Annotated in this window: 12 protein-coding genes; 6 read left to right on the forward strand and 6 right to left on the reverse strand. The window is 51.1% G+C overall.

Features of this window, described 5'->3' with window-relative positions:
- The first annotated feature begins 5 nt into the window (after positions 1 to 5).
- Together BD_RS04550 and aat are read left to right on the forward strand one after the other, a co-directional pair.
- On the forward strand, positions 6 to 1,079 hold the full coding sequence (locus BD_RS04550; protein WP_011163525.1) for a PQQ-dependent sugar dehydrogenase: 1,074 nt from the start codon (positions 6 to 8) through the stop codon (positions 1,077 to 1,079).
- Between the two features lie 23 nt (positions 1,080 to 1,102).
- Positions 1,103 to 1,744, forward strand: coding sequence for a leucyl/phenylalanyl-tRNA--protein transferase (aat, locus tag BD_RS04555; RefSeq protein ID WP_226987925.1), 642 nt, complete (start codon positions 1,103 to 1,105; stop codon positions 1,742 to 1,744).
- Positions 1,745 to 1,784: 40 nt separating this feature from the next.
- Here the strand turns inward: aat and BD_RS04560 are convergent, their stop codons facing one another.
- Positions 1,785 to 2,366, reverse strand: a complete 582-nt coding sequence (locus BD_RS04560) for a hypothetical protein (RefSeq protein ID WP_011163527.1) — start codon at positions 2,364 to 2,366, stop codon at positions 1,785 to 1,787.
- A complete protein-coding gene (locus tag BD_RS04565; RefSeq protein WP_157865650.1) occupies positions 2,363 to 2,923 on the reverse strand; it encodes a cell wall hydrolase in 561 nt (186 codons plus the stop codon). Before BD_RS04565 ends, BD_RS04560 begins: the two co-directional genes overlap by 4 nt.
- Before the next feature lie 251 nt (positions 2,924 to 3,174).
- Between BD_RS04565 and BD_RS04570 the strand changes: the two genes are divergently transcribed.
- The 4 genes from BD_RS04570 to BD_RS04585 all read left to right on the forward strand — a co-directional run bounded on the left by BD_RS04570 (position 3,175) and on the right by BD_RS04585 (position 9,012).
- Positions 3,175 to 4,764 carry a polysaccharide deacetylase family protein gene (locus BD_RS04570; protein WP_011163529.1) on the forward strand — a complete coding sequence of 530 codons (1,590 nt, stop codon included), beginning with the start codon at positions 3,175 to 3,177 and terminating at the stop codon, positions 4,762 to 4,764.
- Positions 4,764 to 5,639 (forward strand): trypsin-like serine peptidase, encoded by an 876-nt coding sequence (locus BD_RS04575; RefSeq protein ID WP_011163530.1) that lies wholly within the window; start codon positions 4,764 to 4,766, stop codon positions 5,637 to 5,639. The genes BD_RS04570 and BD_RS04575 overlap by 1 nt, the downstream gene beginning before the upstream one ends.
- 8 nt (positions 5,640 to 5,647) lie before the next feature.
- Positions 5,648 to 7,459: an ABC-F family ATP-binding cassette domain-containing protein gene (locus BD_RS04580; protein ID WP_011163531.1), complete on the forward strand. Its 1,812-nt coding sequence runs from the start codon at positions 5,648 to 5,650 to the stop codon at positions 7,457 to 7,459.
- A gap of 86 nt (positions 7,460 to 7,545) precedes the next feature.
- A complete protein-coding gene (locus BD_RS04585) occupies positions 7,546 to 9,012 on the forward strand; it encodes a DUF1254 domain-containing protein (protein WP_011163532.1) in 1,467 nt (488 codons plus the stop codon).
- Between the two features lie 36 nt (positions 9,013 to 9,048).
- Here BD_RS04585 and BD_RS04590 read toward each other — a convergent pair whose 3' ends face one another.
- Genes BD_RS04590 through BD_RS04605 form a run of 4 tightly spaced genes read right to left on the reverse strand, consistent with a single transcriptional unit; the run spans position 9,049 to position 12,521 of the window.
- Positions 9,049 to 9,336, reverse strand: coding sequence for a hypothetical protein (locus BD_RS04590; protein ID WP_011163533.1), 288 nt, complete (start codon positions 9,334 to 9,336; stop codon positions 9,049 to 9,051).
- Positions 9,337 to 9,367: 31 nt separating this feature from the next.
- Positions 9,368 to 10,294 carry a hypothetical protein gene (locus BD_RS04595; RefSeq protein WP_011163534.1) on the reverse strand — a complete coding sequence of 309 codons (927 nt, stop codon included), beginning with the start codon at positions 10,292 to 10,294 and terminating at the stop codon, positions 9,368 to 9,370.
- 14 nt (positions 10,295 to 10,308) lie between these two features.
- A complete protein-coding gene (locus BD_RS04600; RefSeq protein WP_011163535.1) occupies positions 10,309 to 11,793 on the reverse strand; it encodes a TolC family protein in 1,485 nt (494 codons plus the stop codon).
- Positions 11,787 to 12,521 carry a hypothetical protein gene (locus BD_RS04605; RefSeq protein WP_226987926.1) on the reverse strand — a complete coding sequence of 245 codons (735 nt, stop codon included), beginning with the start codon at positions 12,519 to 12,521 and terminating at the stop codon, positions 11,787 to 11,789. Before BD_RS04605 ends, BD_RS04600 begins: the two co-directional genes overlap by 7 nt.
- Positions 12,522 to 12,626 lie beyond the last annotated feature (105 nt).

Here is a 12,626-nt window from a genome sequence, read left to right on the forward strand (position 1 = left end):
TTGTTATGAGAGCTGGTTTGGTATTTCTTGGATCGCTTTTGATTTCGCTTTCTGCGGGGGCGAAGCAACTTCCTTTGGAAAAGCTGAAAATGCCTCCTGGGTTTCAGATTTCGGTGTGGGCTCAGGTGCCGGGGGCGCGGTCTTTGGCGCAGGCTCCGGATGGCCGGATTTTTGTGGGCTCGCGTTCGGGTGACAAGGTTTATGTGGTGAAGGATGGCAAGACCAGCGTCTTTGCGCAGGGGCTGGATACTCCGAACGGGGTTGCCTATAAAGACGGGAAACTTTATGTGGCCGAGATCGCGCGTATTCATGAATTTGATGCCAGCCCTAATGTGAAGCTTCCGGCAAAACCCCTGCGCGCTTTGCCGCAGACTTTTCCTTCGGACACGCACCATGGCTGGAAATTCATCCGTTTTGGTCCGGACGGGAAGCTCTATGTCCCGGTGGGCGCCAACTGCAACATCTGTGATCCGGGGACAGATTATGCGCGCATCTATCGCATCGACGTGAATGGCACCAGCAAAGAGGAAGTGGCTTCCGGCGTGCGCAACACCGTGGGCTTTGATTTCCATCCGCAGTCGAAAGAGCTGTGGTTCACCGACAACGGTCGCGACTGGATGGGGGATGATCGTCCGCCCTGTGAAGTGAACCGCTTGACCAAAACGGGCCAGAACTTCGGTTTCCCGTTTTGTCATGGCAAGGACACACTGGATCCTGATTTCGGCAAAGGCAAAAAGTGTTCAGACTATGTGGCTCCGGTGGTGGAGCTGCGGGCTCACGTGGCACCTTTGGGTATGCGCTTTTACACGGGCACACAGTTCCCGGCGCAATATAAAGACAGCATCATTCTGGCAGAACACGGTTCCTGGAACCGCTCCACGCCACAAGGGTATCGTCTGACGTTTGTGAAATTGAATGGTTCTAATGTGGAAAAGACGGAGTCTTTCATCGAGGGCTGGCTGCAGGGGGATTCCTCCTGGGGCCGTCCGGTTGACGTGGAAGTTCTGCCCGATGGGGCGATGCTGATTTCTGATGACAAGGCGGGCGTGATTTACCGTCTGACGTACAAGGTAAAATAATGCAGGGGAAGTTGCGATCTTCAGTGGACTTTCCCGATCCGCGCGAAACTCTGGCCGAAGGAATTCTGGCCATTGGCGGATCTTTGGATGTGGGCACGCTTTACACGGCCTACAGCAAGGGTATCTTCCCGTGGCCTCAGCCGGGGCTGCCGATGCTGTGGTTTTCTCCGGAAGAACGGGGCGTGCTGGAGTTTCGTGATTTCCACGTGCCGGAAAGTCTGCGCCGCTTTCGCAAGCGTCATCCGGAAATTCATTTTTCAGTGAATCAGGATTTTCATCATGTGCTGGAGGAATGCTCCAAGCAGCCTCGTCCCGGTCAGGATGGCACCTGGATCACGGCGCAGATGAAACGCGCCTACCTGGAATTCTTCAAGGCCGGTTATTGTATGTCTGTGGAGGTCCGCGAAAACAACGTTTTGATCGGCGGCATCTATGGTGTGCTGGTCGAAGGCGTGTTTAGCGGTGAAAGCATGTTCTATCGAAAGCCCAATGCTTCAAAACTGGCACTGTGGAGGCTGGTGGAAGTGTTGTCAGAGCAGGGACATGAATGGATCGATGTGCAGATGGTGACGCCCGTGGTGGCCAGTATGGGCGGGAAGCTGATTGATCGGGAGCAGTATCTGGAAATGTTAGAACAACGACACTTTCAATATGAAACAACCTAAAAAGGTTCCCGGTTCAAAAAAGAACCGGGAACCTTTTGATTTATTCCAGAACGACTTTGGAAGCCTTGCCGTCTTTGATTTCGTAAACGGTCGCCGGGCCCAGATATCTTTCCACCTGAATGCCGACTTTTTTGCCAAGCTTCTTGGCGTGTTCGTCTTCCGCAGGCAGCACATAAAGCGGGATGCCGGTTTCTTTGGTTTTATCCTCTTTTTTTAGAACTGTTTTTTTGATGTTTGGAATGTTCCAGGACTGGATTTCAACCGCCTGCCAAACGCCGTCTTTCTTGGTCAAAGCCACCGCATACTGGCGGTGCAGATCACTTCCCAGAAGCACGATGTCTTTGTCGCCGTTGTTGTCCAAATCTGCAATAAAGGCCATGGGCACACCGTTGGGCTCCACATCCTTGATCAGGCTTAAGACGGACTCGGGATAATCTTTCAGATCAAAAATTAAAAACTCGGGGTTCCAGTCAATCAAAGCTTTGCGGGCTTCAGCGGGAAGGGAGACTTTCGCAATCCCATCTTGCACGGAAATCTCAGCCGTATCACCAGCCGAGGTCGCCACGGGGGCGGCGGAGCTGCAAACACTGTAAAGAAGAGTCGCGATCAACACTTTTATCATTTTGCACCTGTGCTTTTCTTGCTTTGGCTGCTGCTGCCAGAAGATGAGTACTTGCCGACGACACCCAGCTTTTTAGGGCAGGATTCACCACGCGGAACCAGGAAGGTGTGGTTTCCGACCTTTCCACAGTTGGTCATGCGACGGGCCCAGTAGGGACGGGCGATACTCGGATTGTAGTAATAAATAACGTCATTGGGGCCTTCCTTTACCGAAAGGTTGACGGCCTTTTTACACATGTCCAGAGCTTCTTTGTCTTCATCTTTGGTGGCATTGATGTTGTTGCTGATATTGTCCTGAGTCCAGCTGAACTGGGCATCGTCATAAACAACGCCGCAGATGGAGCTTGGGTAAGCATCATCTTCCGAGCGGGACAATACCACCTTATTGACGGCCACCATGCCTTCGAAGGATTCTCCGCGGGTTTCATGGTAGCAGTTGCAAATCATGCAAGTGGTGGCGGATTGTCTTTTATTGCAGGTCATGGACGCTGCAAATGCAGACGAGTTTATAAGTGACACACAGGCAATCACGAAAAGGGCAACGATCTGTATTTTCATTATTCTCATTTTATATGGGAAGTTTTGAATTTGAAGAATTCTTTGTTTTTCCCCTCGACCTTCAGTGAATATGTGTTCCGAATCTTGGTCCAAAGTCCTGCTCAAATACGTGTCTTATACTGAGACACTGATCGCCGTTAATTGTTCTTCGTTCAATCTTTGGACAGCTTTTAAGGCTCAAACCCCGTGATTTCGCGGGCATAGCCGTTGCAATCACCCTTATTGAATATAAAAACAATACGGAGGATTCCATGTCCAAAAGAAAACTGATCGCAAAGGGCCTTGTGACTTTGTCTTTGTTTACCCAGCATTTTGCCTGGGCGCAAACAACCACCACAGTTAAAAGACCACCACAATTTGTGATGTTTGCTTTTGATGGATCTTACAACAACGAGGTTTGGCAGTACTCCCGTGATTACACCAAACTTAGAAAAGATGCGGGCGTGGACACACGTTTCACATTCTTTATCAATCCGGTTTATTTCCTAAGCCCTGAAAACAAAACCTTCTATCAACCACCGGGTCAACGTTTGATCCTGGATGGTGCTGGCAACGAAGTGGCTACGAAAAACCGTGGTTCTGCTATCGGTTGGGGCGATGACAGACGTGATATCTCTGATCGTATTGATCAGATGAATGCGGCTTACCGTGAAGGCCATGAAATCGGCTCCCACGCCGTGGGTCACTTTGACGGTGGTTTCCGCAATAAAAAATGGGACCTGCGCTGGAGCGAGGCGGACTGGAAATCTGAGTTCACTCAATTCTATGCAATCCTGGATCGCGTGTTTGACCTGAACGGCATCTCTAAAAAAGAATCCAAAGGTTTGTTGTTCAGAAACGAAATCACGGGTTTCCGTGCTCCGGTTCTGGGTGTCAGCCCGGGCTTGTGGCCGAATCTGCCTAAGTTCGGCATTCAGTACGACACGTCCAAACTGAATTTCGTAAACTACTGGCCACAAAGAAATGAATTCGGCACCTGGAACTTCCCATTGGCGGAAGTGCCGGAACCAGGTGGCGCGCGCAAGTGGATCTCTATGGATTATAACTTCTGCGTTCGTGATTCAGCCCGCGTGTTGAAGGAAGAACCTCAAACAATGCAGATCATGAAGCGTGACAAGAACGGCAACACCGTGAAAGCCAACAAAGCCCGTGACTGCTTGAACGAAGTATCCACGGCGCAAAAAGCACAGGTTAAAGCCAACATGCTTTCAATCTATCGCAGCTACTTCAACAACAACTACTATGGCAACCGTGCTCCGGTTCACATCGGCCACCACTTCTCCAAATGGATGAGCGGTGCTTACATGGAAGCTTTCTTTGAGTTTGCCAATGAAGTGTGCTCCAAGCCAGAAGTGAAATGCGGTACTTACAATGAGCTTCAGGCCTTCATGGAGAAGTCCTCTGCATCTGAAATCGAAGCGTACAGAAAAGGCACTTTTGCGAAACTTCCGCGTCCTAAGTCGGCAAGTGTTGCTCGCCACCTGGATCTGAAGATCGATATGACTTCTGACGCTAACTTCATGAACATCTCCCTTGCGGGTCGTGATGCTCAGATGGCGGGTCTTAAGAAGTTCGTGACGGTGGGTGATGTGACCAAAGAAATTGACGGCACGATCGACCTGAAAGACATCCGTGAAGTGAGCGAGGCGGGTCAAGACGCTTTGGTTCGCATCTCGGTTGAAAACCGCATGAACAAAGAAATCGCCACGGCGACTTACACTGTGAAAGCGGTAGGCACTCAAAACGAAGTTGTGGACTCTGAAAACGTGGAAGGTCGTTGGGAACAAGGCCACATGGCTGAAGCTCACCGCGATGACGTAGACTTCACTAAAGGACACTAATGAAACTGTGGAAGGCCGCCCTTGCCGGGGCCCTTATCATGAATCTTGTCGGGTGCGGAGGTGACTCTGCACCTTCGGCATTTGTAAACACTGATGGGACACTGACCCAGGGTGTGATTTATGGCGAGGACTCCATTCAGGAGGTTTCCACTGCGGACCGCAACACCCGCGCCAACGTGGCGCTGGTTCATTTGGACAAATGGAATGAGATCATCAAAGGCGAGGCTATCTGGACCGTTGATGAGGTCTACGGCACGGGTCAGCAGCTTCCGTGGAGTGGCCAGGAGTCCAAGGCCTTTTGTTCTGGTACTTTGGTGGCTCCGAAGATGGTTCTGACAGCGGGACATTGTTTTACCGAGGACCATTCGTGTGAAAATACCGTATTTGTTTTTAATGACGAGCAGAAGATGGACGGGGCCACCACCCGCAAGGGCTGGCATTGCAAACAGATCGTAGCCCAGAAAAATGACTTCCAGAGCGGATTGGACTATGCCCTGGTTGAGGTGTCCATGCCTAAGGATGAAGTCGAGCCCGCTATCATGTCGACGGCCGTGTCGTTGGTCGGGGACTCGGTGTACTCCATCGGGTATCCGCTGGGCAGCCTTAAGAAAACCGCCCAGGGTAAAGTGCGCCGTGTGAATGAAATGGGATCTTTAGAGACGAATCTGGATGTTTTCGTCGGAAACTCAGGTTCTCCGGTGTTTGACAGTAAAACTCATGAATTGATCGGAGTCCTGCACGGTGGTGAAGATGACTTCCAGCCGGACAGCGAAGATGGTTCTGTTCAGATCATGAAATGCGCAGAGGACGACTGTAAGGGCGAATTCGTCATTCCTATTCAGAAAATTCTGGCCGATATCGAGAAACAGAAGTAAGTTGGGCCATGCTTCTCATCAATACACATAAGCTCGAAAAATCCTTTGCGGGGAAAACCCTGTTTAAAAACGTCTCTTTGGGCATTGAAGAGGGCGAACGCGTGGGCCTGGTCGGTCCTAACGGGGCCGGCAAATCCACTTTGCTGAAAATTCTGGCTGGCACCATGACTCCGAATTCTGGGGATGTGACCGCGAAAAAGGGTTTGCGTCTGGGGTACCTGGAGCAAACTCCCACTTTCAAAAAAGATGAAACCATCCTGGATGCGGTGTTAAGCAAGGCTGAAGACCCTCACGAAGCCATTGGTTCGGCTTACGAGTGGATCGCTCGTTTGGAGCTGACTCAGTTCGGAGAAAACTTCCTGGTCAGTGATCTTTCCGGCGGCTGGAAGAAGCGTGTGGCTTTGGCCCGCGAACTGGTGCGTGACCCTGAGCTGTTGTTGTTGGATGAGCCGACGAACCACCTGGATGTTTCCAGTATCATGTGGCTTGAGGATTTCCTCAGCCGTGCGCCCTTTGCGACTTTGACCATCACGCATGATCGATTGTTCCTGCAAAGAACCGTCAACAAGATCTTTGATCTGGATCCGAAAAATCCCAACTATCTGATTTCCACTACCGGTGGTTATCTGGAGTATCTTGAGGAAAAGGCGATTCTGCTGGCCGGACAGGAGCAGAAAGAGCTTGCGATGAAGAACACACTTCGTCGGGAAACTGAATGGCTGCGCAGGGGAGCCAAGGCCCGCCTGACCAAACAGAAAGCCCGTATTGATCGCGCCGGCACTTTGAAAGAGGATGTCGAAGAGCTTTCTGCCAAGAATGCCGCCCGCAAAGTAAAAATTGAATTCAAAGAAACCGACCGCAATCCGCAAAAGCTGATCGAAGTCGATCACGTCACGAAAGCGTATGATGGGCGTGTACTCTTCAGCGATTTCAGTTACCTGGTGACGCCGAAAACCCGTCTGGCATTGCTGGGGGACAACGGTTCGGGTAAGTCCACGCTGATTCGTATGCTGCTTCAGCAGGAAGCTCCGACTTCGGGCCGCGTGGTTCAGGCGGACAAACTGAAGGTTGCATACTTCGAACAAAACCGTGAAACCCTGAAACCCAAAGAATCCGTTTTGAAAAACATCTGTCCTGACGGGGACTACGTCCACTATCAGGGGCAGTATGTGTTTGCGCGCAGTTATCTGGAAAGATTCCTGTTCAATCGTCAGCAAATGGATCTGCCGGTGGAAAAGCTGTCAGGTGGCGAGCAAAGCCGTCTGCGTTTGGCGCAATTGATGCTGAATGAAGCCCAAGTACTGATTCTGGATGAACCGACCAATGATCTGGATGTGGCCACACTGACGGTGCTGGAGGATTCCCTGAAGGAATTCACCGGTGCGGTGATTTTGGTCACGCACGATCGTTTCTTTATGGACCAAGTGGCTTCTGACATTTTGGCATTGCACAAGAATCCGGATGGTTCGACATCCATGGAACGTTTTGCCGGTTATCTGCAATGGGAAGAGTGGTTCGAAGAACAAAAAGAACTGCAGGCCCAGGAGCTGAAGAAAGAAAAGAAGGCTGAAAAAGCAGCGGCCAAACCTGTGAAGCTTTCATTCAAGGAAAAGTTTGAATTGGAAAACATGGAAGCCAACATTTTTGAAATGGAAGAAAAGCTGTCAAATCTGCAGACTGAAGCTGGCAAACCTGAAGTGGTCAGCCAGGCTTCAAAAGTGCAGGAGCTTTTCGCTGAGATTTCGTCTTTGCAAAGCAAAATCGAAACCGCCTATGCCCGCTGGGCCGAACTGGAAAAGAAGTCTCAGGGCCAAGCTTGACCACGGCAGTCTAGGCTGGTGCATTCTTACATGTTGCTGATCTTCAGGGCGCCTTCAATCATAGGTTGTTGAGCAAGGAGGCTCTCATGAAGTTCCAATTCGTCAATCTGGCCGTTGTTCTGACGGCCGGGATGCTGATGGCATCCTGCAGTTCTTCCGAGAAAAAAACGACAGCGTCAGTCAAAACCACTGCCAGCCCCGATGAAATCCAAAAGTTGGCGGAAGAAGTTTATATCTATGGTTATCCGATGGTTTTGGTGGAAACCAGCCGCGAGGTGCTGACCAATGTTTCCCGAGTGACGGCCGATGCGGCGCCGGTGAATCAATTCCTGCACAAGGACCGCTTCCCTGATGCCAGCTTCACTGAAGTGGTCAGTCCCAATGCTGACACTCTTTACAGCTCGGCCTTTTTGGATCTGTCGCTGGAACCGGTCATCTTGAGTGTCCCGGACATGGGGAAGCGTTACTATCTGATGCAGATGATGAGTGCCTGGACGGATGTGTTTGCATCTCCGGGAACCAGAACGACCGGTTCCTATAAAGGCGACTTTGCGATCACCGGGCCTGGCTGGACGGGGGATCTTCCGACCGGTGTCACCGAGATCAAAGCACCGACCAACACAGTCTGGATTATTGGTCGCACGCAAACCAATGGCCCCAAAGATTTTGCCGCCGTTCGTGAGATTCAAAAGAAATATCGACTGACCACCCTCAGTTCCTGGAATCAAACAGACACGGAAGTCATCGCTACGCCGACCCGCCAGGTCAGCTCAACAGTGGATATGAAAACTCCGCCGGTGGCCCAGGTGGAGGCTATGGACGGCGTGGAGTTCATGGAAAAGTTTGCTGGTTTGCTGAAGCAGAATCCACCGAATCAGGAAGACGCCGGGATGATTGAAAAAATGGCCCGACTGGGGATTTCTGAAACAGGGCAATTTGATGCCCGGGCGTTGAGTGATGCTCAGCGTGTGGCGTTCAATCGGGGCGCTAAAATGGCATTGGAAAAGATCGTGGCCCTGAACCAGGCGCCACCGGGTGTGGAGGTTAGCGCCGGCTGGGTTTATTCCTATCACATGGGGGCTTATGGGACTGACTACGAAAACCGGGCTTATGTCGCCAAGTACTTCCTGGGGGCCAACCTTCCTCAAGATGCCGTTTATCCGCGCGCTTCGGTGGATGCCAACGGCATGCCGCTGAAAGGGGACAATAGATACACACTGCGTTTTGCCAAGGACCAACTGCCTCCGGTTCGGGCGTTCTGGTCACTGACGTTGTACAACTCCAAGCAAAACTTCGTGAAGAACCCGCTGAATCGTTATGCGCTCGGGGACCGCGATAAGCTTAGATATGGAAAGGACGGATCCCTTGAGATTTACATACAAAGCGACCGACCTGAAGCCAGCAAAGTGGCCAATTGGCTGCCGGCTCCGGCGGGGCAGGATTTCAACTTGTTGATGCGTTTGTACTGGCCGAAAGATGAAGTCCTCAGCCATCAGTGGCGCATGCCGGGAGTGCAGCAGGTGCAGCCGCCCTCGGGCTTAAGCCTGCGTTAGGCAGAAATAAAAAAGGGGCTTTCAAAGCCCCTTTTTCTATCTTGGTTGTACGCTGTAATTGGTGACTTCTTCTTTCGCCGTTTCATTAGGATATCGAACGGTCTTGATGTTCAGGATCAGATCCAAAACACCCTGGTCACCTTCACACACATAGTACTTTTTGTACTTGCAGATATAGTTGAAGCAAAATTCGTTTTTCGAGAAATGAGAAAAAGAACACTGAACGTTGTAAGTGTATTCTACCGAGTCCACCACCGACGGCACATTCAGGGCCAGGGCAGGCGGGGTCAGAAATCCAATTGCAATCACCAGTAGTTTCTTCATCTCAAATCTCCTTGGTTAATCCCTTGCAGGACTATTGTTTTTTCAGGATCAGTTTGCCTGACATGGAGTAATTAGATGTCAGAGCCCCTTCCAAAACACCATTTACAAGTTTGCCATAAATAGCCGCTTCAAATTTGGAGTTCAGATCGCGAGCCGGTTTGCCTGTCAAAGTCAGACGTGGTTCCGCCAGATCGGCTTCATAAACACCGGTCAAAGTCAGATCCGCTGTGTGGCCCGGGTCGTCGGCACGGTTCAATTCACCCATCAGACGAGGAATGGTCACAGTCGAGCCTTCCTTCACCGTTTCCTGAACGTAAAGGCGCAAGGTGATGCCCACAATGCCTTTCACCGGACCGGAGTTGCCCTGATCCATCTGGCCTACGTAAGTTCCAGAAATCGCTGTCAGCTGTGCACGCAGTCTTTCATAGTAGGCAAACTCTTCCTTACCACCACCCGTGGATTCGTTTTCACGCGCTTTCAAGGAAAGTCTGACGATGCCTTTCGGGCCCGAGATCGCTTTGGCTTCACCCAGGATGTTGTTGCCGCTGATTTTAGCATCCACCGTCTGGATTTCATCGCGGCCCAAAGATTTGATGTCTTTTACGTTCACCAAAGTCAGGTCGCCGGTTTCAGGAGCAAAACCCACGACGAAATCATAACTTTCACCCGCCGGGTTGATGCGCTTGTAAGTCGCATAAAGAGTGGAATGCAAACGAGTGGAACCGTCCGAGTTTTTCGCGCCGTTATCGACTTTCAGTTCGAAGAATTTCACTTCCAGATCCTGAGTGCCGTCAGCTGTCGTGATTTGGCCCACATAGGTGCCGATCACGGGTTTGTAAGTCTGTTGCAGTTTTCCATTGAGTTCGATCTCGCGCTGTTTTCCCGCGTTTTTGTCCTGATCAAACGCACAGGCCGCAAGGCTTAGAACCGTCGCTGCAAGAATTAGTTTTTTCAACATGGTAACCCCTCTTATTATTTATTTTCAGTGTAATCAGCTGACGAAGTATCGTCAGGAATCAGTTCGTCACGGGAAGCCGCCCATTCATTCAGCGCAATGGCGTAATCACCCATGGCACGCATGTATTGAACTTCCGAGTCGAAATAGTTGTTCATCGCCGTGATCAGGATCGAGATGTCCGTACGACCCTGATTGTAGGAACGGTTCAGCTCCTGAGAGGCTTTTTCACGATAGCCTTTTTGTTTTTCCGCGCTCAGCACCACCGCATAAGTGGACTGCACTTTGCGCTGGGCCTGGATTTCCAGATCTTCAGCTTCCAGCAGCTGGCGGCTCAAACGGGTGGATTCCAGATCTTTGGAAAGCTTCTTGTTGATGATCTGCTCGTTCTGGATGTCAGAGCCGAAGTTGTACTGGAATCTCAGACCCATGTAGTACTTCGGACGGGTGCCAGACACGACATCAGAATAAGCATCGTTCGCATTTTCATCCACACCGGTGGTGTACACACGGCCCACGAAGTTCAGCGTCGGATAGCTCAGGGATTCGGCTGCTGTCAGGGATTCCTGAGCCGCTTCCACCTTCAGCTTCTGTGAACGGATGGTGCGCAGGTCCTCCACTTTTTTAAGTGGCAACTTTGGAACCGCCGGGATATTGCCCGGGATTTGGAAGCGGATTTCTGTGCCCGGTTCCAAAGAAAGCAACGTCACCAGATTTTCCAGATTGTCCAGATACTCGGTCGAGGACGTTTTTACTTTTTGTTCGCGGGTTTCAAACTCTGCCTGAACCTGTGGCAGGTCCCCCGGGTTGGAATAACCCAAAGAGGTTTTGCGTTTCACTGCATCGACCAGTTTTTTATAACGGTCACGGGAAGCCACGGATTCTTTGAAGTTTTCCTGTGCAACATAAGTGTTCCAGAACTGACGAATCGCCTCAAGCACGACCTCTTCCAGTTCGTTGGCGCGGTTGATGCTTTCCGCCTGATAAGTCAGCTCGGCCGCATTCACGGTGCCACGGTCAGCAACGCCGAAGAAGTTCCCCAAAAGGGCCTGTTCCAGCAACACTCCTGCGCTGTCCAGAGTCTGTTCGCCCGGAGGTGGATTCGTCACAACGCTGTCGAACTCAACCTGCTGGGAAAGGCGGCTCAGCTCAATGCCCAGAGTGGTTCCGGTGGTGAAAGGCTTTTTCAGACCCACAGTGGTGCGATAGCGTTCGTACTTGGCTTCCACTGGTGTGGAGTTGGAAAGAAGACCTGCGGACTTGTCGTACTCAAAACCCGTTTCCGCATTCAGAACCCAGTCGTAGGCGGATAGCGCCAGGGCCGGAGTCAAACGGAACTGCTGGTACTTCAAATTGACTTCTTTGGTTTTAAGGCCTTGCTTCAAAACCAGTTCAGCCACGTCTTTTTGAGTCAGCGTGATCTCTTTCTTTGCAGGAGCCTGCTGTGCATACGCTCCCTGGATGGTTGTGGTACTGAGAAGTGCAAGAAGGATTTTTACCATGTTACTTTTGTTCCTAGTTCAAAGTTGTCTTTTTGAAGTGCGATCTCATTGTTGTCTTTAACAGTTCTTTGGGACCATTCAGTGAATACAGACCACTTTTTATTCAGCATCACATCAACTCCATAGTTCATGGATTCGTAAGCGCTGGATTTGCTGAAAGTCGCAAAGTCGTTGGAGCTGCTTTGGGTGTAGCTGATGTTTCCAAATTGCGGGGACACGTTCAAAGAAAGCCATGGCAGGCGTTCCCAGCCCATGCTGATCACGGGACCGGCGCTGAACATGATGGTGTTCAGGCGGGCGTCGTCGATTTCATATCCGGAATCCAGTTTCACGGAAGCCGCTTGGGACGCGAATCCGCCCTTGGCGCGAAGGCCCAGTTTCCACAACACGGCTTTGGTTTGCAAAGCCGGGCTCATCACACCCAGTTCAAGACCCGGCATCACAGTGGTTCCGTTTTTGCTCATGTCAAAAGAACCGGAGCCATCTTTGGTGGCGATGCCTTCCGGTTGGAAGCTTTGCACAGAGAAGCCGGCGAAATATTTCCAGCTGCGCGTGATGATTTCCGGGCGGGGATCTTTCAGCGTCAGCATGCCGGACACTTGAGCGTCGGTGGCGCTTTGCTTTGCAAGGCCGTCGTACTTTGCTTCAGCAACTGCCATGTCTCGCAAGCTTTGAGCGCTGCAGATAGCAGAAGAGAAAATAACGGCTAACAGAAATCCCCATTTCATAGTGCACTCCCCGAATAAATGTGCGTCAGGAATAGTCCGAGGGGTGGGGGCTGTCAACCTCTGGGAGTGGTCCTTCGGGGGCCTTTATAAATCCTTTAATATCAA

Source organism: Bdellovibrio bacteriovorus HD100 (assembly GCF_000196175.1).
Classification (GTDB): Bacteria; Bdellovibrionota; Bdellovibrionia; order Bdellovibrionales; family Bdellovibrionaceae; genus Bdellovibrio; species Bdellovibrio bacteriovorus.